This is a genomic window from Kribbella sp. CCNWLW201 (genome assembly GCF_037203805.1).
Classification (GTDB): domain Bacteria; phylum Actinomycetota; class Actinomycetes; order Propionibacteriales; family Kribbellaceae; genus Kribbella.
This window is the reverse complement of the sequence record NZ_JBBCBQ010000001.1, coordinates 794,003-815,557: the sequence shown is the minus strand read 5'-3', so window position 1 is coordinate 815,557 and position 21,555 is coordinate 794,003. Positions and strand designations below refer to the sequence as shown.

At 68.1% G+C, this 21,555-nt stretch carries 22 protein-coding genes; 10 read left to right on the top strand and 12 right to left on the bottom strand.

Annotation, left to right across the window (positions count from 1 at the left end; genetic code table 11):
• The first annotated feature begins 32 nt into the window (after window positions 1-32).
• On the top strand, window positions 33-1,307 hold the full coding sequence (serS, locus tag V9K99_RS03850) for a serine--tRNA ligase (protein WP_337010871.1): 1,275 nt from the start codon (window positions 33-35) through the stop codon (window positions 1,305-1,307).
• A complete protein-coding gene (locus V9K99_RS03845; protein ID WP_337010869.1) occupies window positions 1,304-2,089 on the top strand; it encodes an HAD family hydrolase in 786 nt (261 codons plus the stop codon). Before serS ends, V9K99_RS03845 begins: the two co-directional genes overlap by 4 nt.
• Before the next feature lie 172 nt (window positions 2,090-2,261).
• Here V9K99_RS03845 and V9K99_RS03840 read toward each other — a convergent pair whose 3' ends face one another.
• Complete coding sequence (locus V9K99_RS03840) at window positions 2,262-2,816, bottom strand: WhiB family transcriptional regulator (RefSeq protein WP_337010867.1); 555 nt, start codon at window positions 2,814-2,816, stop codon at window positions 2,262-2,264.
• A gap of 538 nt (window positions 2,817-3,354) precedes the next feature.
• Between V9K99_RS03840 and V9K99_RS03835 the strand changes: the two genes are divergently transcribed.
• Window positions 3,355-4,209 carry an HAD family hydrolase gene (locus V9K99_RS03835; protein WP_337010865.1) on the top strand — a complete coding sequence of 285 codons (855 nt, stop codon included), beginning with the start codon at window positions 3,355-3,357 and terminating at the stop codon, window positions 4,207-4,209.
• A gap of 4 nt (window positions 4,210-4,213) precedes the next feature.
• On the opposite strand, the gene V9K99_RS03830 is transcribed toward V9K99_RS03835, so the two are convergent.
• From V9K99_RS03830 to V9K99_RS03805, 6 genes are all read right to left on the bottom strand, one after another.
• Window positions 4,214-4,822, bottom strand: coding sequence for a bacterial proteasome activator family protein (locus tag V9K99_RS03830; RefSeq protein WP_337010863.1), 609 nt, complete (start codon window positions 4,820-4,822; stop codon window positions 4,214-4,216).
• A gap of 52 nt (window positions 4,823-4,874) precedes the next feature.
• Window positions 4,875-5,405, bottom strand: coding sequence for a CGNR zinc finger domain-containing protein (locus V9K99_RS03825; RefSeq protein ID WP_337010861.1), 531 nt, complete (start codon window positions 5,403-5,405; stop codon window positions 4,875-4,877).
• Window positions 5,406-5,583: 178 nt separating this feature from the next.
• The gene (locus tag V9K99_RS03820; RefSeq protein ID WP_337010859.1) at window positions 5,584-8,220 is read right to left on the bottom strand and encodes an FtsX-like permease family protein; all 2,637 of its coding nucleotides are present in this window, start codon (window positions 8,218-8,220) and stop codon (window positions 5,584-5,586) included.
• Window positions 8,220-8,942, bottom strand: coding sequence for an ABC transporter ATP-binding protein (locus V9K99_RS03815; RefSeq protein ID WP_337010857.1), 723 nt, complete (start codon window positions 8,940-8,942; stop codon window positions 8,220-8,222). Before V9K99_RS03815 ends, V9K99_RS03820 begins: the two co-directional genes overlap by 1 nt.
• The gene (locus V9K99_RS03810; protein WP_337010855.1) at window positions 8,939-9,523 is read right to left on the bottom strand and encodes a PadR family transcriptional regulator; all 585 of its coding nucleotides are present in this window, start codon (window positions 9,521-9,523) and stop codon (window positions 8,939-8,941) included. Before V9K99_RS03810 ends, V9K99_RS03815 begins: the two co-directional genes overlap by 4 nt.
• Window positions 9,524-9,609: 86 nt before the next feature.
• Window positions 9,610-10,182: a TetR/AcrR family transcriptional regulator gene (locus V9K99_RS03805; RefSeq protein WP_337010853.1), complete on the bottom strand. Its 573-nt coding sequence runs from the start codon at window positions 10,180-10,182 to the stop codon at window positions 9,610-9,612.
• A 72-nt stretch (window positions 10,183-10,254) separates the two neighbouring features.
• On the opposite strand from V9K99_RS03805, the gene V9K99_RS03800 reads away from it, so the two are divergent.
• Window positions 10,255-10,671 (top strand): VOC family protein, encoded by a 417-nt coding sequence (locus tag V9K99_RS03800; RefSeq protein ID WP_337010851.1) that lies wholly within the window; start codon window positions 10,255-10,257, stop codon window positions 10,669-10,671.
• 105 nt (window positions 10,672-10,776) lie between these two features.
• On the opposite strand, the gene V9K99_RS03795 is transcribed toward V9K99_RS03800, so the two are convergent.
• The 3 genes from V9K99_RS03795 to mobA are packed head-to-tail and all read right to left on the bottom strand — an operon-like array spanning window position 10,777 to window position 13,179.
• Window positions 10,777-11,754: an NAD(P)H-quinone oxidoreductase gene (locus V9K99_RS03795; RefSeq protein WP_337010849.1), complete on the bottom strand. Its 978-nt coding sequence runs from the start codon at window positions 11,752-11,754 to the stop codon at window positions 10,777-10,779.
• A 17-nt stretch (window positions 11,755-11,771) separates the two neighbouring features.
• Window positions 11,772-12,641 (bottom strand): phosphotransferase family protein, encoded by an 870-nt coding sequence (locus V9K99_RS03790; RefSeq protein ID WP_337010847.1) that lies wholly within the window; start codon window positions 12,639-12,641, stop codon window positions 11,772-11,774.
• On the bottom strand, window positions 12,634-13,179 hold the full coding sequence (mobA, locus tag V9K99_RS03785; RefSeq protein ID WP_337010845.1) for a molybdenum cofactor guanylyltransferase: 546 nt from the start codon (window positions 13,177-13,179) through the stop codon (window positions 12,634-12,636). The genes V9K99_RS03790 and mobA overlap by 8 nt, the downstream gene beginning before the upstream one ends.
• A gap of 43 nt (window positions 13,180-13,222) precedes the next feature.
• On the opposite strand from mobA, the gene V9K99_RS03780 reads away from it, so the two are divergent.
• The 5 genes from V9K99_RS03780 to V9K99_RS03760 all read left to right on the top strand — a co-directional run bounded on the left by V9K99_RS03780 (window position 13,223) and on the right by V9K99_RS03760 (window position 18,564).
• Entirely contained in the window at window positions 13,223-14,014 is a 792-nt protein-coding gene (locus V9K99_RS03780) for a carbon-nitrogen hydrolase family protein (RefSeq protein WP_337010843.1), read from the top strand.
• Window positions 14,015-14,051: 37 nt separating this feature from the next.
• Complete coding sequence (gene cobC, locus V9K99_RS03775) at window positions 14,052-15,074, top strand: Rv2231c family pyridoxal phosphate-dependent protein CobC (RefSeq protein WP_337010841.1); 1,023 nt, start codon at window positions 14,052-14,054, stop codon at window positions 15,072-15,074.
• Window positions 15,075-15,197: 123 nt separating this feature from the next.
• A complete protein-coding gene (locus V9K99_RS03770; RefSeq protein ID WP_337010839.1) occupies window positions 15,198-15,725 on the top strand; it encodes a BatC protein in 528 nt (175 codons plus the stop codon).
• Window positions 15,726-15,730: 5 nt separating this feature from the next.
• The gene (locus V9K99_RS03765) at window positions 15,731-16,969 is read left to right on the top strand and encodes a cupin domain-containing protein (RefSeq protein WP_337010837.1); all 1,239 of its coding nucleotides are present in this window, start codon (window positions 15,731-15,733) and stop codon (window positions 16,967-16,969) included.
• Between the two features lie 731 nt (window positions 16,970-17,700).
• Complete coding sequence (locus V9K99_RS03760; RefSeq protein ID WP_337010835.1) at window positions 17,701-18,564, top strand: sucrase ferredoxin; 864 nt, start codon at window positions 17,701-17,703, stop codon at window positions 18,562-18,564.
• Window positions 18,565-18,567: 3 nt separating this feature from the next.
• Here V9K99_RS03760 and V9K99_RS03755 read toward each other — a convergent pair whose 3' ends face one another.
• Window positions 18,568-19,170, bottom strand: coding sequence for a gamma carbonic anhydrase family protein (locus V9K99_RS03755; protein ID WP_337336369.1), 603 nt, complete (start codon window positions 19,168-19,170; stop codon window positions 18,568-18,570).
• A 538-nt stretch (window positions 19,171-19,708) separates the two neighbouring features.
• Window positions 19,709-20,188, bottom strand: a complete 480-nt coding sequence (locus V9K99_RS03750) for a winged helix-turn-helix transcriptional regulator (protein WP_337010831.1) — start codon at window positions 20,186-20,188, stop codon at window positions 19,709-19,711.
• Window positions 20,189-20,339: 151 nt separating this feature from the next.
• Here V9K99_RS03750 and V9K99_RS03745 point away from each other — a divergent pair, with 151 nt between their 5' ends.
• The gene (locus tag V9K99_RS03745; RefSeq protein WP_337010828.1) at window positions 20,340-21,344 is read left to right on the top strand and encodes a helix-turn-helix domain-containing protein; all 1,005 of its coding nucleotides are present in this window, start codon (window positions 20,340-20,342) and stop codon (window positions 21,342-21,344) included.
• The last annotated feature ends 211 nt before the right edge of the window (window positions 21,345-21,555 follow it).

Sequence of the window (21,555 nt, the reverse complement as noted above, 5' to 3'; positions counted from 1 at the left end):
CCCCTTCTGACACGCCCCGATACCCTCATCGTGTGATTGACGCGAAACTGCTCCGTGAGAACCCCGATGTCGTGCGTGCGGCCCTGACCAAGCGCGGCGAGAGTGCGGACCTGGTCGACCGGGTCCTGGTGGCTGACAGTGAGCGTCGATCGTCCATCTCCGCGTTCGAGGCGCTGCGGGCCGAGCAGAAGGGCCTCGGCAAGCAGGTGGCCCAGGCCAAGGGCGACGAGCGGGCCGCGCTGCTGGAGCGGACCAAGACGCTGGCCGCCGAGGTGAAGGCCACCGAGGCGGCCGCGAACGAGGCCGAGCGCCGCTTCGACGACCTGGCCCGCGCGCTGCCGAACCTGGTGTCCGACGAGGCTCCGGTCGGCGGCGAGGACGACTACGTCGTGGTGGAGGAGGTCGGCAAGCCCCGCGACTTCGCCGCCGAGGGCTTCGAGCCGCGCGACCACCTCGAGCTGGGCGAGCTGCTCGGCGCGATCGACATGGAACGCGGCGCGAAGATCTCGGGCTCGCGGTTCTACTTCCTCAAGGGCGCCGGCATGCTGCTCCAGCTCGGCATGCTCCAGTTGGCCATCCAGCAGGCGGTCGAGGCCGGCTTCACCCCGATGATCACGCCGACCCTGGTCAAGCCCGAGGTGATGGGCGGCACCGGCTACCTGTCCGCACACGACGACGTCTACCGGCTGGCCGACCCGGACCTCTACCTGGTCGGTACGTCGGAGGTGTCGCTGGCCGGCTACCACATGGACGAGATCCTCGACCTGTCGGCGGGCCCGATCCGGTACGCCGGCTGGTCGTCCTGCTACCGCAAAGAGGCCGGGTCGCACGGGAAGGACACCCGCGGGATCATCCGTGTCCACCAGTTCGACAAGGTCGAGATGTTCTCCTACTGCAGCCTGGACGACGCCGCCGCGGAGCACCTGCGGCTGCTCAACTGGGAGAAGGAGATGCTCGACAAGATGGAGCTGAGCTACCGGGTGATCGACACCGCGACGGGTGACCTCGGCATCTCGGCGTACCGGAAGTTCGACTGCGAGGCCTGGGTGCCGACGCAGGGCCGGTACCGCGAGCTGACCTCGACGTCGAACTGCACCGACTTCCAGGCCCGCCGGCTGAACATCCGGCACCGCGACGCCGACGGCAAGACCCAGCCGGTCGCGACGCTGAACGGAACGCTGGCCACCACCCGCTGGATCGTCGCCATCCTGGAGACGCACCAGCTGGCGGACGGTTCGGTCCGGGTACCGACCGCGCTGCGCCCGTACGTCGGCGGTCGTGAGGTCCTCGAACCGGTTGGCAAATGACGAGGCCGACAGCCGTTGCCCTGGACATCGACGGGACGCTGCTCGACCACGACGAGCTGCTCTCGCCGGCCGTCATCGATGCGGTACGACGTACTGCCGCACAGGTGCCGTTGATCCTCGCGACCGGCCGGGCCTGGCAGACCACGCACCCGGTGGCGGCCAAGCTCGGTCTGCCCGCGGGTGGATTCGTTGTCTGTAGCAACGGTGCACGGACGCTCCGTTACCCCGACGGTGACGTGATCGACGAGCGGACCTTCGACCCGTCGACGGTGATCGCCTCGGTGCGCAAGCACGCGCCGAACGCCCGGATGGCGGTCGAGGAGCACGACAGCAGCTATCTGGTCACCGCGCCGTTCCCGGACGGCGACCTCGGTGCCGACGCGCGGATCCGGGTGGTCAGCGACGAGGAGCTGGCGCCGGAACCCGTGACCCGGTTGATCATCCGGGACCCGGAGCAGTCGGAGGCGGACTTCGTCCACCTGGCGGAACGCCTCGGCCTGCACGGGGTCAGCTACTTCGTCGGCTGGACCGCGTGGCTGGACATTGCCCCGGAGGGCGTGGACAAGTCGACCGGGCTGAAGGTCGCGCTGGCGCAGTACGACCTGGACCCGTCCGGTCTGCTCGCGATCGGGGACGGACGCAACGACATCGAGATGCTGACGTACGCCGGTCTCGGCATCGCGATGGGGTCGGCGCCGGACGAGGTGAAGGCCGCGGCCGACGAGGTGACCAAGTCGGTCCAGGACGACGGCGTCGCCGCTGTCCTCAACCGCTGGTTCTGAGTCACCCTCTCAGTCGAACCCACGGCGGCCGCGCTGCCAACCCTTTCGAGCAGCGTCGAAAGCCTTGACAGCTTGCTGTAGGCAACCGAAAGGCCCGGAACCCCCGCTCTCGCAGGGGTTCCGGGCCTTCGCTGTCAGTGTCCGATAGTCCGCTGGCGGGCCGAATATCGGATCAGGCGACCCGGCTGCTGCCGGTCCGGCGCGGGCGGCGCTGCTGGTCGACGACCGTGTCGAAGGCGTCGAGCACGGCGCTGACCTCCGGCCGCGGCCGCGGGGTCTTGACGGCCGGGCTCTGGCCGCGGCGCGCCCGGCGCAGGTGACGCTTCACCGTCGACAGCGAGCACCCGAGCCGCATGGCCAGGGATTCCAGGCTGTCGTTCGGGTACTGCGTCCTCAGTCGCAGCACCTCTTCGTGGCTGACCGGCCGGCGGGTCCCACGGGCCCCGGCGAGCTGGTCGAAGTCGTCGGCCTGCACCTCGACGTCGAGCAGGTTGCGCATCGAACGCCGTTGTGCGGCAGTGGTTCCGGCGACGAAACCGCTGACATCGTGTTCGGCCACTGCGCTGTACAGGCAGTCGGTGAACAGCGGACACGAAGCACACAAGGCCTTCGCCTCCCGGACAAGCTGTTCGTACCGCTCGCGGGTCCGCCGGGTGGCGGAGGCGGGCGGCGGTTCTTCCATCAGCCGGTGCTGGAAAATGTCTGACCGGGCGATGCAGCCGGTCATTGCCCCTTCCGTGATGGAAGACGTGTCGACAGCGGCTCGGGAACTGCTGCCCCCTGATCCCGCTAGATTGGCGCTGTTGACGGTCATGTGGCTCCCCAAGTATTAGGACCCGTATGAACGAACGGTGAACAACGTTCGGCCACGCGGATCCACTAGCTGATGGATCGACGTACCGTTGCCGACCCACCGTTGTCGTCCCGTCGTGGGACGCACCGATCCATAACTGTTGACGCCGCTGCTGTGGCTTTGGTTGCAGCCAATTCCGCAACAGTTCTTCGACGTTTGTATGTGCTTCGAGGGTGGGGCTGCATCAGTCGCGCTGATCCAGAACAGGCTTACGACGCGGCCGAATCGCCCCCGGTTCCCCGCCAGACCTCCGCATGAAATCATGCGTAAACCGTGCTGCGCAGGGGAACTTGCTGCCTTTGCAGCATCCTGCCGTAACGGTCTGGTGACGTTGTTGCATGCTCAATCAGATAGGTCAGAAACGTCTGAAACAGGCCGCCGATTGCTTGCGCTGCACGCGGTCGGAGGGGTAATGAGCAATCCTCAGCACGCCGGATACGGTGGTGCCGTGACGGCACCTGAAGACTTCCGCCCACCGCGTCTGATCGCCACCGATCTTGACGGAACCTTAGTACGACACGACGGAACCATTTCGCCTCGTACCCGATCAGCCGTGCTCGCGGCCCAGCATGCCGGAAGTGTTTTCGTGATGGTCACCGCCCGGCCACCTCGCTGGCTGCACGACCTGGCCGACCTGGTCGGCGAGCACGGTGTCGCGATTGTTGCCAACGGCGCCATTCTGTACGACGTTGTAAGGCGGCAGGCGATCCGGACCCGGCTGATCGATCCGGCGGTCGCACTCGAGGTGGCGCAGGCGATCCGGGCCGAGATTCCCGAAGTGGAGTTCGCGATCGAGCGATCCGACCGCTACGGGCAGGAGCCGCACTACGTCAACCGCTGGCCGAAGCCCGACGACGCCTTGGTTGCCGGGATCGAGGTGCTGCTGTCCGAGCCGGCCGCGAAACTGCTGGTCCGCCATCCGAGCTGGCACTCCGACGAGTTGCTGGCCCGCATCAACCCGGTGGTCGCCGGTCGCGTCACCGCCAGCCACAGTGGTGGGACCAGCCTGGTGGAGATCTCCGCGAGCGGGGTGTCGAAGGCCGCGATGCTGGCCGATTTCGCTGCTACCCAAGGGATTTCGGCCGCCGAGTCGATCGCGTTCGGTGACTCGATCAACGATCTGCCGATGCTCGCCTGGGCCGGTACGTCGTACGGCGTGGCGAACGCGCACGCCGAGGTGCTGGCGATCGTCGACGAGGTGTGCCCGTCAAACGACGAGGACGGCGTCGCCGCCGTCCTCGAAGAGTTGTTTCAGCCTTTGAATTAAGGGGTTACAGGTACATCCCGCCGCTGCCCGGGCCGTCGGTGTTGTTGGCCTGCGGCGTGCCCGGGAAGCCGGCGCCGTCCTCGCCGTGCAGCTGCTGGCCGCCGGGGAGCGCGCGGCGCATTCCCTCCAGTTGCTGGCGGGCCGCCATCTGCTGGGCGAACAACGCCGTCTGGATGCCGTGGAACAGGCCTTCCAGCCAGCCCACCAGCTGGGCCTGCGCGATCCGCAGCTCGGCCTCGGTCGGCACGCTGTCGTCGGTGAAGTCGAGGCTGAGCCGTTCCAGCTCTTCGACCAGCTCCGGTGCGAGGCCGGTCTCGAGCTCCTTGATGGAGGCCTCGTGGATCGACTTCAGCCGCTGCCGCGACGCTTCGTCGAGCGGGGCCGACTTCACCTCCTCGAGCAGGTTGCGGATCATGTTCGCGACCCGCATCACCTTGGCCGGCTGCTCGACGAGCTCGGTCACCGACCGCGGCTCGTCCTGCTCTTCGTCGGTGTCGGAGCGCGGCGGCCCCTCGACGGCCATGCCGTCCGGCCCGACGATCAGCACCTTGCCGTCTTCGGTCCGCGCCCCGGCCATCGGAATCTCCTGGCCCTCGCTGCTGCTCTCGCTCATCTGCCCATCCTAGGCCGCCTCCTGGCTACCGCGGTTTGCGGCCTGTGGATGACTACGACGAGCGAGCACGATGGCGTCGTACGGCGTCGCGGTTGGCGCAGGCGGGGCTGCAGTACCGCTGCCGGCCGGTCCGGGAGAGGTCGGCGTACACGTTGTCGCAACCGTCCGTGGCGCACCGGCCGAGTCGGGTGATGCCACGGCCCGCGAGGTGCAGCGCCGTACCCGTGCTGATCAGTGTCGCGACCAGCCGGCCGACTGGGACCTTGTCCGGCCGGTAGTGCATGTGCCACCCGTCGCCGGCGTGATTCGTCAGCCGCGGGTGCTCGGTGTACTTCGCGAGCATCGCGTTGACCAGGTCGACGCGCGTCTGCTCGTCCTTCGCGTCGACCACTGCGAGCCATTCGTCCAGCGCGACCCGTACGGCGGCCAGGTCCGCGGCTGTGACGCGGCGCTCACGGACCAGCCGGCTCTCGACGCCACTCTCCTCACACCGCTCGGCCAATTCCTCAGGGGTCGCGGCCGGTCGCGTGACGAGGTTCACGGCCAGCAGGACCGCGTCGGTGCCGTAAGGGTTGAGATGCATAATGGCATTACATCACGATGGATCCATGACAGCCAGACTCGAAGCCCACCGGCACCGTTGGACGGTGGCGTCCTCCCATCAGGTCAGTGAAGGCCTGGTCGTCTACCAGCGGTGTGCCTGCGGCCGGTGGAGAGTCACAAGCACACCGCCGTACCCGGTTGCCTACCCGGAAAGAGCCCTAGTCGATGCGGCTGACCATCGGTAGGCGTGACCGCGTCATCAGCCAGGCCAGCAACCCGGCGAACAGCGGTACGACGATCACAATGCCGCCGATCTCCAACCACGGCACCACGAAATGCGGTGATCCGAAGGCCGCGTGCGCTGTATAGCCGTAGAGCGCACCGACACCAACGCCCAGCACACAACCGAGTTGTCCCAAGACCCACGCCTGTGCGGCTGCCAGGTTCCGTCGTCGGCGTGGTTGCGCACCGATCGCTGCCAGTGTCGCCAGGTCGGCCCGGCCTTCCGCGGCGGACAACGAGACCGAGATCGCCACACCGAGCAGCGTGACCACGGTCGCCGCCGTGAGGATCCCGATCAGGAACATCCGCGCCGGGCTCTGGTACCCGTTCTCGATGGTCAGCAGGTCGTCGCGCCCGAGCAGTCGGTCGGCAGCGGCCAGCGCGTCTTTGGTCGGCGTACTGCTGAACTCGTACTCGACCTGGATCGTGTTCACGCTGCCGAACTTCGCGGCCTCCTGCGGGCTGATGAGCGCGCTGTCCCGCAGCAGAACGATCTTGGGTACGCCGCCTGCGTAGACCGCTGGGTGGCTGTCGATCCGCTTGCTGCTGGTCGGGGTGTCACTGATCAGTTCGACGGTGTCCTTGGTGGTCAGGTCGGCACTGGGCAGCACGATCTTGCCGGCCCGCAGTTCCGCGGCCGCGCGCTCGAGGCCGGCGAACTTCCCGACGTACGCCGGATCGACGACGATCAGATTGATCCCGGAATTGCCGAGGACGGTCTCTGGCGCGCGGGCGAAGATCGTCGGCAGGTAGTCGTTGATCGGCTTCACCCCGGGCGCTGTGATGGTGCCGACGCGGTAGGTGTCCCGGACCGGCAGCAGCGCGGCGAGTCGCTGTTCCGTCGCGGCCGAGTACGGCACCGAGCCGGATCCACCGGTGCCGAACTCGACGATCGCGTTCCCTGATCGCCCTTGAGGGACGTACTCCTTCGCGTCCGCGGCGATCGCGTTCGAGGCCGCGAAGGCGACCGCGGCCGTACTGGCGACGGCCATCATGATCGCCGCGGTAGCCGGGCCGGTGCGATGCCGGTGCCGGGCGGCGTCGCGCAACGCCAGCCGGCCACTCAGCGGCAACCGTCCGGCCAGGCCCGAGAGCTTTCCGACCAGGCTGGGCAGCAGCCACACGAGACCGGCGATCACTGCGGTGATTCCCAACAGAACAAGGGTGATCGGTCCGGTTGGTGTCACGGTCGCCTGAGAGCCGGACCCGTCCGGCACTGCCCGCTTCGCCTCCGCAAGCGCCGCCGCAAGCATCGTGCTGCCGGCCAGCACCAGGGCGACTCCCGCGATCACCATCAACACAGCGGGTTTGCGGACCTTCGCCTTACCGATGGTCGCTGCGAACCGTCCGGCCAGCGCGGCCAGTGGAGCCTGCCGACCGGCGCTCACCGCGGGAACGACCGCCGCCGCCAGACCGGCGAGCACACCGAGCACGGCGATCACGATCACGGGGACCCACGGGACCTGCCAGGACAGGAACAGCGTCGAGCTGATCCGCTCCCACAGTGGCCTTCCGACGATCAGTACGACGGCCGCCAGCAGCAGACCGCCCGTCACCCCGACTACACCGGCGAACAACCCTTGCAGCAAGACGATCCGCCGTACGTCGCGCGCCGTACCGCCGGTGGCCATCACCAGCCCGAGCTCACGCGTCTGCCGGCGCGCACCGACTGCGAACGCCGTACCAGCGAGCAACACGATCTCCAGTACGCCGAAACTGATCGCCAATGCCATCGCGGCGTACGGGCCGATGTCGCTCGACCGCATGCCGTACTCGTCGGGTGGCGGGTCCACGATGTTTGCTCGCGGCAACAAGAACAGTCCGTTGTTGCGCAGCGGTCCGGCCAGCGTTGTCGCATCGACCGCATCAGGCAGGTCGGCCAGATACTGGACGGATGTGGTCGGGTCGACGGCCACCAGCGGCGTACCGGGCGTCGCGAGGACGGTCCTCGCCTGCGGACTGTCCGTCGGACGGAAGATACCGACGACCTGGTACGACGTTCCGTCCGCGGCGCGCACTGTCGCACCGGTGAAGTCCTTCAGGCCGAGGTACTTCGCCAGCGACGGTGAGATCGCCACCTCCGACCGCGACGCCGGGAAGCGTCCCTCGTCGAGCCGGATCGTGTCCTTGGCGAGCGGGCTCTGCGCATCGCCCGTCATCACGTTGACCGTGCTGGTGGTCGACGGTCCCTGGATGTCCGCCGTACCGACCTCGACGACCTTCCTCGCCAGCACGGTCCCCACCGGCAGCAACGGCCGCGGGTCGAACGTGGCCGGCTCGCGCACCGGCTTCTCGGATCCTTGGGCAGGTGGCGGCTCGGACGACCCGAGCACCGGCGGCATGTCCATCGGCTGCAGCTTCCCGAACTGCGAAACGTCCACGCGTGCGTCCGCCTGGCCGATGTTCAACCTGGCCAGCGCCTCGCCGGTCGGATTGCCCGTCTTCAGCACGACACCCATCCAGGTCGCGGCCAGAACCGGCAGACCGATCAGTGCGGCGACCAGGAAGGTGCGGCCGAGTGATCTCCTGGTGGTGCGTCGTGCGATCCGGAGGGGCGGTCCCCAGTCGCCCATCAGTGGCTTCCCTGCAGCAGAGCGTCGGCGTCGGGGAGCGGGCCGGACTGGCCTACCAGCACACCATCGCGCAGGTAGACGACGCGGTCGGCCCAGGCGGCGTGCCTGGCGTCGTGGGTGACGAGGACGCCGGCGATGCCGTGCTGGTCGCAGCGGTCGCGCAGGAGCTGGAGGACCGCTTCGCCGCTGTCGGAGTCGAGTGCACCGGTGGGTTCGTCGGCGAGGAGCAGCCGGCGTTCGCCGACGATCGCGCGGGCGATCGCCACTCGTTGCCGTTGGCCACCGGACATGTCTTCGGGAAATCGGTCGGCGAGTTCACCGATGGCCACCTCCGTCAGCGCTGTTTCGGCGTACTTGCGGGCTTTCCGGGTCCGGACGCCGTCGAGCTCGAGCGGCAGGGCGACGTTCTCGGCCGCGGTCAGGGCCGGGATCAGGTTGAAGTCCTGGAAGACGTAGCCGATCCGGCGCCGGCGCAACGCGGCGACCGCGGCGCGGCCGAGCTTGGTGAGATCGTTGCCGTCGACAAATACTTCGCCGGCGGTGGGCTGGTCGAGACCGCCGGCGCAGGTGAGCAGGGTGGACTTGCCGGAGCCCGACGGGCCCATCACGGCGACGAGTTCGCCCGCCTCGACGGACAGATCGACATTGCGCAGGGCGTGGACCGCCTGCTCGCCCTGACCGTGGGTCCTGGTCAGGTTGCGGATGTCGAGAATCGTGCTCATCGCTGGGCCCCCAGATTGTCTTCGTGCTGCTCCGGTACGTCGATCGGCGCCGTACTGGCCGATGCTTTGCCGCGGTGGCGTAACAGCATCGCCTCGCAGTGGTCGAGCCAGCGGATCTCGGCCTCGGCAGCGAAGATCATCGACTCGAGGACGAGCTGCCAGGAGATGTCTCCGTCCCGGCTGCCGCGCTTGAGTTTGGTCAACTCCTGCAGGGATTGCATGGTCGCCATCCGCTGGCGCTGGACGACGGCACTCACGTCCACGCCTGGTACGGCGAGGGCCAGTGCGAGCTTGATCGCCAGCTCGTCGCGGGGTCGCGACTCGCGAGTGACCGGGGTGTCGAACCAGCTGGCCAGCTCGGCCCGGCCGGCCTCGGTGATCTCGTACATCGACCGCCCGTCGGCCTCGGTGGACGCGGCCCGGACCAGTCCGTCGCGCTCGAGGCGGGTGAGCGTGGTGTAGACCTGCCCGATGTTCAGTGGCCAGGTCGCACCGGTCGCCGCTTCGAATTCACCGCGCAGCTGGTAGCCGTATTTCGGGTCCTTGCGGAGCAGCGCCAGCAATCCATGCTTGATCGACATGAATACTGAGTATGCATACCGAGTATGCTCCGGTCAACGTTGGCCCCTGAGGTCGGGGGTTGCCCGCTCGGATTCTCAGTGGGCAATTACTCCTCGCGCACCAGGCGGCGGACGAGGCGGTCGGTGGTCTTGTCGACGTCGTACGGGCGGCCGGTGCCGGGGGTGAGTTGGTCGAGGATCAGGCCGTCGATGGCGAAATGGAGGAGGCGGATCTCTTCGGCGCCGCCCGGCAGGCCGGCGTTGGAGTTGAATGCGACGTCGGCGTCGAATCCCTGCCTGATCGTGCGGGAGAGGATCTCGTGCAGCTCGGGTCGGCGCGCTGCCTCGAGGCGAAGTTCGAGCAGGGCAAGCGAAAGCTCGGGCCGGCCGAGTAGTCGCTCGACGATGTATCGGACGTAGTCGACCATCAGGTCGACGCTCGGCTCGCGCTTGGACAGCGGCTCGATAACGGCTTCGTCGGGAGCGAGTCGCTCGAAGATCCGCTCGCCGAGCGCGCCGAGCAGTGCGTCGCGGGTGCGGAAGTAGTTGGACGCCGTACCGGCGGGGAGACCGGCCGCGGCATCGACGGCTCGGTGGGTCAGGCCGCGGGCGCCCGCCTCTGCGAGGACGGCAAGGCCGGCGTCTGCGAGTTGGGTACGGCGTTCCGGATTCCGGGGCATGTTGACAAGACTAGCAGATTCCACTACAACTGTCGTACACAACAACGACAGATGTAGTAGTCAGGAGAACGTATGCAACCCGCAGCCTTCGGCGCCACCGTCGTCACCGACCGACCCGCGGAGGTCGCCGCCTTCTACCAACAGCACCTCGATCTGCAGCTCACGCTCGACCTCGGCTGGTTCCTCACGTTGCGTCGCGGCGAGGCGGACTGGGAGATCGCCATCTGCCAGCGCGGCCACGAGACGATCCCGGCCGCGGTGAGTCAGCTGACCGAGAGCACGAACGTGTTCGGCTTCGTCGTCGAGGACGCAGACAAGGTCGCGCAGTCGTTGACCGACGCGGGTGTGAAGCTCGAGACCGAGGTCGTCACCGAAGTCTTCGGCCAGCGCCACTTCTTCGTCCGCGACCCCGAGGGCACCTGGCTGGACGTCATCCAGCTCGTCGCGCCCGACCCGGACTGGCTGGCCGCCAACCTGCCGGCGACGTGAACCGGTACCGAACGACGGGTAGTGGTCGGATGCGGCGGGACGTGTCCGGCGTGAAACGCCTCGAGCTGAGGCCGTCCGGCCCGACACTACCCGTCCTTAGGTACCTCAGACGGTGAGAAGGACCTTGCCGGTTTGGGCGGACTGCTCGAGGGTCTCGTGGGCTCGGGCGACCTGGTCGAGGGGGAAGGTGGTGTGGATGATCGGCCGCACCTTCTTCTCCGCGACCAGCGGCCAGACGTGGCCGACCACCTCAGCGAGGATGCGGCCCTTGTCCTCGACCGACCGGTACCGCAGGCCGGTGCCGGTGATAGAGCCCCGGCGGCTCATCAGCCGGCCCAGGTCCAGCTCGCCCTTGACCCCGCCCTGCAACCCGATCACCACCAGGCGGCCGTCGTACGCGAGGGACTTCACATTGTCGGTCAGGTACTTCGCGCCGATGATGTCCAGGATGACGTCGGCGCCCGCCTTGCCGGTGGCTTCCTTCACCACCGAGGCCCACTCGGCTTCCTTGTAGTTGATCGCGACATCCGCGCCGAGCCTGGTGCAGAACTCCATCTTGTCCGTGCTGCCGACCGTGCACAGCACCCGCGCGCCGTGCGCGACGGCGAGCTGAATCGCCATCGTCCCGATCCCCGACGCGCCGCCGTGGACGAGCAGCGTCTCGCCCTCCTTGAGGTGCGCGGTCATGAACACGTTCGACCACACGGTCGCGACCACCTCGGGTAGCGCCGCCGCGCTGACCAGGTCGAGCCCGTCCGGCACCGGCATCACCTGCGGCGCCGGTACGACGACCTTCTCGGCGTACCCGCCACCGGCTAGCAGCGCGCAGCACTCGTCACCGACGGACCAGTCCTCGACCTCGGCGCCGACCGCGGAGATCGTGCCGGACACCTCGAGCCCGATCGTCCCCGGTGCGCCGGGCGGCGGTGGATAGTGCCCCTGTCGCTGCAGCAGGTCAGCCCGGTTCACGCCCGCGGCGACCACGTCGATGACGACCTCGTCGACGGCCGGTTTCGGATCCTCGACCTCACCGATCGTCAGAACGTCGATCCCGCCGGCACCCTCACACACGACAGCTCGCATGCAGCACACGGTACCCGCTAGCAATCGAGGGTCTCTGCCATGTCTCGGGCGATGCCGTCGAGGTGAATGGTGGTGCCTATCGACGCGAACCAGTCCCATAGTTCAAGCGAGTGGTAGAGCCGGTAAAGAGTGGTCCGTTCACGCCAGTCCGCCGGCAGCTCGCCGTACCCGTCTGCGAGGCCTTGCAGCTTCTCGTCGTTCCCGCGGATGGAGTAGGACTGCGTTTTGGCGAGGTCCATCAGTGGGTCGGCGGCGATCGCGTTCTCGACATCGATGAACCCGGTCACGCGCCAGGTCGCCGGATCCACCAGCACGTTGCCCTCGTGGAAATCGTTGTGACACAGGGTCGGCGTCTTGTTGGATTCCAGGAGTGCTGCGTGTTTCTCGACGTACCTCTGGATGCCTTCGTGCAGTACGGGATCGCCTTGCAGGTCCTCGAATTCCCTTAGTTTGTTGGCGAATTGGCGCCGCATGTACTGCGTGTTGTCCGGCAACGGATCGAGGATCTCGTCGGTGAGATAGCCGTAAGCTGGTTGCTCGATGCGATGGATCGCCTTCAGGAGTTGCCCGAGTTGCTCGTACGTCGCTCGCCAGTCGGGCGGATCGGTCTCGGACAGTGGTACGCCGTCCAGCTTCGTCAGAACGGTGAAGGTGCCGCCGACGTGGATGACTCTTGGGACGGCATCGGCCAGTTGTGCCTCGAGCAGACCGTAGACGTGGACTTCCTTGGCTTGTTTCCAGGCCGACTCCGGTGTGTAGACCTTCACGATCAGGGTCTCGGCGGTACGGCGTATTTCGAAGACGGTGTTCAGTTGGCCGCCGGTCCGCGGGACGATCTCGCTGTCCGGGAACTCGCGCTCGAGGGTCGCCCGGATGGCATCAGTCATCCAGGTCTGCCCAGGTGTCGACGTCGTGGCCGGCTCGGGTTGGTGCGGACCAGGTGAGGTCGAGGCCGGCGAGGGAGCGTCGTACCGGCTTGTCCCGGGGGTCGCCGAGTTGCTGGACGGCTTTCGCGAGCGCCGTACGGCGGTAGGCCGTGGCGAGGTGTTGCTCATGGCCGTCCGTGTCGCGAAGGCCGTGGCCGTCGTGGTCGCCGAGGCCGTTGAGCAGGGTGGTGATGTTGTCCTTCGTCAACCAGGGGAGGTCGCAGCTGAGTACGACGACCACGGGGGCATTGCCGTGGGCGAGTCCGGCCGCGATTCCTGCCATCGGGCCGCCGGAGGGTGGATCCTCGACAGTCCATTCGACCGGGCGGATCGTGGTGCGGACCGGGCCGACCACGACGGTGGCCGTCGCGTCTTCCGTTGCTGTCAGCACCCGGTCGAGCATGGTGACGCCCTCGAGCACCAGCATGGCCTTGTCCACCCCGCCGAACCGGGTCGACCCACCCCCGGCCAGCACCAGCGCGTCGTACTCCACTGTCATAGTGTCCCAGGTGTCGTGCGGCCTGATGCGGCACCATGGAATCGTGAAGATCGCCGTAGTGCAGACCGCCAGCAGCTACGACAAGGCCGCCAACCGCGACCTGGTGACGCGGGTCGTCGCCGACGCGGCGCGGGAGCGGCCGGACCTCGTCGTACTGCCGGAAGCGATCAGGTCCGACTTCGCGGTCGAGGGCGGGTCGGTCGCAGAGGCCGCGGAGGCGCTGGACGGGGACTTCGTCGCCACGCTGCGCAAGAGTGCAGTCGAGCACCGCGTCGCGATCGTGGCGGGGATGTTCGAACGCAGCTGCGACCAGCACCGTCCGTACAACACGTTGCTGGCAGTCGGTGCGGACGGCTCGCTGCTGGGTGCCTACCGGAAGATCCATCTGTACGACGCCTTTGGCTACAAGGAGTCCGATCAGCTGACGTCGGGTGACGTCGCGCCGGTCGTCGTCAAGGTCGGCGGGCTCTCGTTCGGGCTGATGACCTGCTACGACCTGCGCTTTCCGGAGCTGTCCCGTGCTCTCGTCGACGCCGGCGCCGAGGTTCTCGTCGTACCGGCTGCCTGGGTGCGAGGACCGCTGAAAGAACACCACTGGACCACGCTGTTGACCGCGCGGGCCGTCGAGAACACCTGCTACGTCGCGGCCGCCGCCCAGAATGGCAAGAAGTACTGCGGTCTGAGCCAGATCATCGACCCCCAAGGCATCGCGATCGCGTCCGCCGGCGAATCCGACGGGCAGGCCTTCGCGGAATTGTCCGCGGATCGGTTGGCCGACGTACGTCATCGGAACCCGTCCCTGAAGAATCGCCGGTACAAGGTCACACCGCTGTAGTGGGCGAGTTGAGGTCCGGAGCGGTTACTGTCCTGGGGTGCGCGATGGGTTTGATCTGGAGCATCACGGTGACCTCGAGGTCGGAGGTGGGCTGGTCGATCTGGCGGTCAACGTCAGGGCCGAGACTCCGCCGGCCTGGTTGGTCGACGAGATCACGGGCAGTCTGAGCGACCTCGCGTCGTACCCGCGGCAGGACGCGGCGCTCGCGGCGGTCGCCGCGCGGCACCGGGTGGCGCCGGACAGGGTGCTGCTGACGGCTGGGGCGGCGGAGGCGTTCGTGCTGATCGCGCGGGCGTTCCGGCCGCGGCATGCGGTGGTGGTGCATCCGCAGTTCACCGAGCCCGAGGCGGCGCTGCGGTCGGCCGGGCATGTGGTGGACCGGGTGATCCTGCGGCCGGAGGACGGGTTCGTGCTCGATCCGGGCGCCGTACCGGCCGACGCGGACCTCGTCGTCATCGGCAACCCGACCAACCCGACGTCGGTGCTGCACCGTGCCGACGACCTGCGCGAACTGGCGCGACCCGACCGGATCCTGGTCGTCGACGAGGCGTTCATGGACGCAGTACCAGGCGAACCGGAGTCCCTCGCCGGCGCGTCGATCCCGGGGCTGGTTGTGATCCGCAGCCTGACCAAGACGTGGGGCCTGGCCGGCCTGCGGGTTGGGTACGTGCTCGCCGCGCCGGGACTCATCGAGCAACTGGCAGCAGTTCAGCCACACTGGCCGGTGTCCACTCCTGCGCTGGCCGCGGCAATTGCCTGCAGCAACGAGCACGCCGTCGCCGAGGCGGCCCGGGCTGCGCTCGACATCGACCGGCAACGTGCCTATCTGGTGGACGCGTTGCGAGGTTCTGTCTCGACGTTCGGGGTGCCGCGCGGTCCGTTCGTGCTGGTGCACGTCGAGGGTGCCGCCGTACTGCGGGAATCCCTGCGGGAGCGTGGATACGCCGTTCGCCGGGGTGACACCTTCCCCGGTCTCGGGCCGGATTGGCTGCGGATCGCCGTACGGCCGGAAGAGATCACCGAGTCCTTCGTGAAGGTGTGGCGCGATCTTCGCGGTTGAACCGAGTCGTCGCTGTAACCCTGGCGGGGTTTAGTCCGTCCTCACTTTGCGCACAGGATGGTTCGCAGGGTGCCCGCTCCAAGTCCCGGCACTCTCGCGGCCAGGTGCGAAGGGAGCAACACGATGAGTCTGAACAACGACGACATGTCGACCTCGTCCGAAGGTGACGAGGGTCTGGCGGACGGCGGCGCGACCGCGGGTGCGACGGATGGCGGTGCCGACGGCGGCGCCGGCGAGTACGGAGGCTCAGCCGGCGGTTCCTCGAGCGAGGGCAACGACACGACGGCCGGCGAGTACGGCTCGGGTGACGAGGGACCTGCTGACGGGGGTGCCAGTCTGGGCGCGACCGACGGTGGTGCGGACGGCAGCGCGGGCCAGCCTGGCGCCGGCGAAGGGCCCGCGGACGGTGGCGCGTCCGAAGGTGTGAGTGACGGCGGCGCTGACGGAGGTGCCGACGGTGGTGCTGCGTCCGAGGGACTTGCTGACGGCGGCGCGTCGGGAGGTGTGAGTGATGGCGGCGCTGACGGAGGTGCCGATGGCGGTGCTGCGTCCGAGGGACCTGCTGACGGCGGCGCCGACCAGAACGCGACCGACGGCGGGGCAGATGGTGGCGCCGACAGTGGGGCCAGCGGGAGCTCCGGAAGCTGGTGAGGACGGTGCCGGGGGCTGGGCCTCTGTCGGACGAGCGCCCGGCTCTCCGGCGCTGTGTAGCGGGTGACCTGGACGAGTTCGCGCGCTCCTACTGGGGTGCGAGGGCTCTGCTGTCGCACGGCCCGGACCTGCCGGCGCCGTACGACGATCTGTTCAGCCTGGAGGCCGCGGACGAGCTCTTGTCCCGTCGCGGTCTCCGTACGCCGTTCCTGCGCATCGCGAAGAACGGAACGGTTGTCGGCGACGGGCAGTTCACCGGGTCGGGCGGGGTCGGTGCGGAGATCGCGGACCAGGTGCGCGACGACAAGGTGGCTGCACTCTTTGCTAGCGGGCACACCGTCGTACTGCAGGCGCTGCACCGCAATTGGCCGGCTCTGGTCGACTTTGCCACGCAGTTGTCGGTAGACGCGGGTCAGCCGGTGCAGATCAACGCGTACATCACGCCGGCCGAGTCACAGGGGTTCTCGGCGCACTACGACGTACACGACGTGTTCGTACTCCAGGTGGCAGGCGAGAAGCACTGGACCGTGCACGAGCCGGTGCACGTGGATCCGCTGCGCAACCAGCCGTGGACCGACCACTCTGCTGCGGTCGCGGCTGCGGCGCGGGACAGGGCTCCGGTGATCGACGACGTACTGCGGCCGGGGGACGCGCTGTACGTGCCGCGGGGCTTCCTGCACTCGGCGAAGGCGCTGGGAGGGGTCAGTGCGCACCTGACAGTCGGACTGCACACGATGACGCGCTATCTGTTCGTGCAGGAGCTCGCCGCGCTCGCTGCGGACCAGGCCGCGTTGCGTGCTGCCCTGCCGCTCGGCTTCGATGCTGGTGACCCTGCGCAGGTCAGTGAGGTGCTGCCGAAGGTGGCTGACCTCTTCATCAAGCAGATCCAGTCCGCAACACCTGACGAGCTGGCTGCGCGCCTGCGTCGTCGTACCTGGTCCAGCACGCGTCCGGCGCCGTTGGCGCCCTTGGCTCACGCCGCGTCAATCGAGTCCTTGGCAGTTGGTACGACGGTGCGCCTCAGGACCGGCCTTCGTTGCCGTGTCGTCCCGGGTGACCCTGTGGTCCTTCAGCTCCCCGATCGTCGGATCACGTTGCCTGCGATGACCGCTGACGCTGTCGCTGCGGTCTGTTCCGGCGGCGATCACAAGGTCGGCGACCTTCCGGGTCTCGACGAACAAGATCAACTGGTCCTGATTCGCCGCCTCCTCACCGAGGCCGTCCTCGTCACGACCACTTCCTAGCCATGGATTGGTTGCGGCAGGCAACAGTAGGCTGACGTACGTGAACGAGATGCCGCTGGTTGCTGCGCGCTTCCGGTGTGCTGTCGTAGTGCGCAGGAGCGCGGCTCTGGTGTTGCGATGTGAGGCAGGCGGGCGTTGTGGCTGAGAGGTACCTGGCGGAGACGGGCTGTGCGGCGCTGGCCGACCGGCGCGGAGACTCGCTGGTCGCCACCGCCCCACCCGCCGAACGCTGGCTCCTGATCGAATCCCGAACCCCCTGGCCCCGCAACGCCCTAACCACCCTCCGCCACTCCACCACCCCAAACCCAGCCTCAAGCACCGACGCCCGCAGCACGCCCACAGCACCGGGTCCCCCGGGCCAACCCGTCAGCTCCGGCTCCGGCAGCACGCGCGCGGCATCGGGTGCCCAGGGCCCGTCCGTCAGCTCCGGCTCGGGCGACACGCGCGCGGCACCGGGTGCCCTGGGCGCGCCCGTCAGCTCCGGCTCAAGCGGCGCACCGGCCACACGCGACCTGGCGGAGGCGGTGGGCGCCGGTGGGCCGCCTGGGACGGTGGAGGCGGCTTCCCCCGGCAGGGTGTCGGCTGCGGCTCAGGTTGTGCTGGGGGCTGAGGTTGCGCGGTTGTGCGCCCAGTTGGGGTATCGGCCTGTGTTGATTCGGCGGTATGGGCGGATCGATCGGTCGGCGCCGCGGCGATGGGGCCTGGTGGATTGCCGGCCGGGGCGTGAGTCCGTGCGATGGGGTGTGCTGCCGTCGGACGAGCATCTGCTTGAGGTGCTCAGCGGGTCGGATCCGGGCGAGATCAGCCATGAGCCGGTGTACCTGGTGTGCACGCACGGACGGCACGACGCGTGTTGCGCCGTACGTGGGCGACCGGTGGCGGCCGCGTTGGCGGCTGCTTATCCCGAGCGAACGTGGGAGTGCAGTCACGTCGGCGGTGACCGGTTCGCGGCGAACGTCGTCGTACTGCCGCATGGCCTGTTCTACGGGCACGTCCCAGCGTCCCGCGCCGTCGAGCTCGCCAAGCACTACGACGAAGGCCTTGTCGTGCCTGACCTCCTCCGCGGATCAGGCGCGTTCATCCCACCAGTCCAAGCAGCCCAGCACTACGCCCGAGCCGCTGGCCACTCCCTGGCCCTAGACAACCTCCTTCCAACGTCCGTCCATCAACTCCCCAACAACCACTGGCAAATCGACCTAGCCACCAACACCACCCCGACCAACACCATCGCCCCGACCGACGCCTCGCCGCCACCCGGCGAAGCACCAACGCCTGGCGAAGCGCCCACGCCTGGCGAAGCGCCCACGCCCGGACCAGCGCCAACCACCGGGGTAGCGCCCACGCCTAGCGAAGCGCCCATGCTCGGGGCAGCGCCAACCACCGGCGAAGCGCCCACGCCTAGCGAGGCGCCCACGGCCGGGGCAGCACCAACCACCAGGGCAGCGTCAGCGACCGGCGCCGCTCTCGCGGGTAGCGTGCGCGTCAGCGTTGAGCTGTCGGTGCATCTCGACACCGTCGACGCGCGGCTGACCTGTGCGGGGACTGCGCCGGCTCAGGTTCGCCGGTTTCGGTTGGAGGGGCTGACGACCGACTGAGGGCTACTCGGGGTCGGGTAGTTGGCGGTCGTTCAGGTGGGCGCCGTAGAAGGTGGATTGGCGGGACATGATGTCGCGCATGGGGGTGCCGCGCGGGACGCCGTACACGGTGCCGGGGAAGTCCAGGTCGCGCTGGATCTGCCAGAGCTCCTCGTGCCGGTCGGGCGAGAAGAGCTGAGCCGGATCGCCGACCGCGATCCACCCGATCGGGAGGATCGCGCCGGGTTCCAGGCGCGAGTTCACGTGCAGCACGCTGTTGATCCGGAGTTCCGCGCCCGCGCCGGCGACCGAACCGGGGAACAACGCGGCGCCCGTGGCGATGAAGACCTCGTCCTCGACCGTGGCGCCGTTCACGTGTGCATGGGGACCTACCAGGACCGCGTCGCCGAGCAGAGCGGGATGGTCGGCCCGGCCGCGCACCAGGGCGTTCTCCATCACCACACTGTTCGTACCGAGACGGATCTCGCCGTTCTCCGCGGTCAGCACAGCACCGTGCAGGACCCGGCTGCCTTCAGCCAGTACGACGGCGCCGCAGAGCACTGCCGATGGTGCGACATAAGCGGATTCAGGCACGACCGGTCGTCGGCCGCGGTGTTCGAGCAGCATTCAGCGCTGTCCCTTCGTTGAGCATCACCTCGTCCTCGTCAGCTCTACCTGTTCTGCCTGCGGATCTCCACTGCCCGGGCCCTCACCTGCCCGGGCGGCGGTGCCCGGCGGCCGTCCACATCGGAGGTGGGAGGTTCGGTCGCCCGGGCGATCCGGGTGTTGGAGAACCGCGAACGAGGAAAACATTAGAACAGATGTTCGATCAAGCGCAACGAATCCTGACCCGTCAATTGTCATGACGCAGGACATCGGTGACAGTTCTGCATCAGGACATCGGTGACACTTTCGGGGATCTTGGTGGTGACACTTCGGTGAGTCGGCGGCGCGGGTGAGGGCCTGGCTCGGTCGACCGCGCCGGTGCCGAAGAACGAGTCTGTTGATCCCCGTGTCCGTATCGCGACACCAGGAAACTCAGACGCGCAATGATGCGCGCGACCGGGCGTGCCGCCGGCCCGCTTCGCACATGGTCGCAGCGCGAATCTGAGGATCGGCGCTCGTCACGTCCTGCAGTTGTCCACAGGCGCCCTGGGATGCGAAGTCAGGAAACTGTGATCAGGCCCGGGCCTGGCTCGATTGCGACGTCACCCGGATCCACATCGTGGCCCGCGTCGCAACGGATGCGGACTCCGACGGCTGCGCCGCAGGCGCGGTGGGTCGCACGCAGGGGCGGGCCCGCCTCGTCGGTCTCCCACTTCGAACCCCATTGAAGCAGGGCATAGACAACGGGCTGGAAGTCCATTCCCTTGGCGGTCAATTGGTATTCGTGCCGGGTCCGCTGACCGGGCTCCTGGTAGGGCACCCGCTCCAGCAGCCCGGCGGCGGTCAGTTCCTTGAGCCGGGCTGCCGCCGCGGGCTCGCCGATCCCGACTCGGTGGACGAAGTCCTCGAATCGGCGGGTGCCGAAGATCGCCTCCCGCAGGACCAGGATCGCCGAACGAGTGCCGACGACGTCGATCGAGGCGGCGACCGAGCAGTTGGCCATCGACCAGGTCTCCCGGTGGCTGAGCAGATCTGTCATGTCTCGAGTGTAGGGCTGACTTGCGTGGACAATAGTCTGGACCGTACTCTGACTTAGGTAAACAGAAGTCAGCCAGACTGCCGCGGCGTCGCAGCGACGGCCGCCTGGGCGGATGGTCGTGAGCTGGTGCCGCGGATCGAAGGTGGGCGGGATGACAGACATTCTTGATACGCGAAGCGTGCCTGTCGCCGATCGGGCTGAGGTGGTGCGGGAGACGATCGGGAGCGCGAAGGTCCGGGTCGAGATCGATTTCCCGGCCGAGGCCGGGCCGGCGGCTGCCTACGGCGCCATCAGTCAGCTCGGACAGCTGACGGTGTGTTCGGTCCGCTCGAACGCGCTCAGTGTGGAGCGGACCCCTGCCCTGGCCCGGGACGAGCTTGCGCCGAGCATCTTCCTCGGTCTTCAACTGGCCGGTTCAAGCCTGGTCGTCCAGGGTGGCCGGGAAGCGGTCCTCAAACCACGCGATCTGGTCATCTACGACTCGACCGCGCCGTACACGCTCGTCGATTCCGACGGCATCCGCCAGCACTTCTTCCGGATCCCCATCGCTGCCCTGGGTCTGCCGCACGACGCGATCAGGCAGATCTGCGCCACGACTCTCAGCCCCGGGCATCCGATCGCCGACCTGGTCGCCACCTATCTGTATCGGCTGGCGAGCCGCCCGGACATTTACACCCATCCGGCGGCCGACGCGGTGAGTCAGCCGAGTGTCGAACTGGTCCGTGCGCTCATCACCACCCACGTGGATGCCACCGCACAGGGGAAGGAACCACTGCACGCGACATTGCGGTTGCGGATCCTCGAGTACGTCCGCGCCCGTCTGGGCGACCCCGGGCTGCACCCCGGCGAGATCGCGGCCGAGCACCACATCTCGGTCCGGCACCTCTACAACGTCCTCGCCGCGGGCGGGATCTCGCTCGGTGACTGGATCCGCAGTCAGCGGCTGGAGCGATGCCGCGAAGACCTCGCCCGGCCCGGGTTGCGATCGTTGACGATAGCAACGATCGCCCGGCGTTGGGGATTCACCGATCCGTCCAGCTTCGGCCGCGTCTTCCGTGCGGCGTACGGGCTCTCGCCGCGCGAGTGGCGAACCCTGGCGGACCGTGATCCGGTAGGCGCCACGGGCCTCTCGACCCTGATCGCGCCGACGGAGTAGTCCGTCTCGGTGGATCATCCGTGCACAGGTATCTGCACGGTGTGCAGGATGACCCGCACAGCGGCGCGAGCGGCTGCGTCGGACCCTAGCGTCGACTTCGACACCACCGACGGTGTCCTCGACGGGCGGCCCAGACGCCACCTTCTGGACGTACGCCGAGCCGTTCACGCGGCGCTGCTCAAGCTTCTCTCCAAGCTCGGCGCCGACCCCC

Coding starts and splice junctions, on each gene's coding strand:
- V9K99_RS03750 (WP_337010831.1), bottom strand. CDS start 20,188: ATGACAGATCTGCTCAGCCACCGGGAGACCTGGTCGATGGCCAACTGC.
- V9K99_RS03770 (WP_337010839.1), top strand. CDS start 15,198: ATGAGTCTGAACAACGACGACATGTCGACCTCGTCCGAAGGTGACGAG.
- V9K99_RS03745 (WP_337010828.1), top strand. CDS start 20,340: ATGACAGACATTCTTGATACGCGAAGCGTGCCTGTCGCCGATCGGGCT.
- V9K99_RS03800 (WP_337010851.1), top strand. CDS start 10,255: ATGCAACCCGCAGCCTTCGGCGCCACCGTCGTCACCGACCGACCCGCG.
- V9K99_RS03830 (WP_337010863.1), bottom strand. CDS start 4,822: ATGAGCGAGAGCAGCAGCGAGGGCCAGGAGATTCCGATGGCCGGGGCG.
- V9K99_RS03810 (WP_337010855.1), bottom strand. CDS start 9,523: ATGTCGATCAAGCATGGATTGCTGGCGCTGCTCCGCAAGGACCCGAAA.
- V9K99_RS03815 (WP_337010857.1), bottom strand. CDS start 8,942: ATGAGCACGATTCTCGACATCCGCAACCTGACCAGGACCCACGGTCAG.
- V9K99_RS03820 (WP_337010859.1), bottom strand. CDS start 8,220: ATGGGCGACTGGGGACCGCCCCTCCGGATCGCACGACGCACCACCAGG.
- V9K99_RS03835 (WP_337010865.1), top strand. CDS start 3,355: ATGAGCAATCCTCAGCACGCCGGATACGGTGGTGCCGTGACGGCACCT.
- V9K99_RS03840 (WP_337010867.1), bottom strand. CDS start 2,816: ATGACCGGCTGCATCGCCCGGTCAGACATTTTCCAGCACCGGCTGATG.
- V9K99_RS03755 (WP_337336369.1), bottom strand. CDS start 19,170: ATGCTGCTCGAACACCGCGGCCGACGACCGGTCGTGCCTGAATCCGCT.
- V9K99_RS03805 (WP_337010853.1), bottom strand. CDS start 10,182: ATGCCCCGGAATCCGGAACGCCGTACCCAACTCGCAGACGCCGGCCTT.
- V9K99_RS03845 (WP_337010869.1), top strand. CDS start 1,304: ATGACGAGGCCGACAGCCGTTGCCCTGGACATCGACGGGACGCTGCTC.
- V9K99_RS03825 (WP_337010861.1), bottom strand. CDS start 5,405: ATGCATCTCAACCCTTACGGCACCGACGCGGTCCTGCTGGCCGTGAAC.
- V9K99_RS03790 (WP_337010847.1), bottom strand. CDS start 12,641: ATGACTGATGCCATCCGGGCGACCCTCGAGCGCGAGTTCCCGGACAGC.
- mobA (WP_337010845.1), bottom strand. CDS start 13,179: ATGACAGTGGAGTACGACGCGCTGGTGCTGGCCGGGGGTGGGTCGACC.
- V9K99_RS03795 (WP_337010849.1), bottom strand. CDS start 11,754: ATGCGAGCTGTCGTGTGTGAGGGTGCCGGCGGGATCGACGTTCTGACG.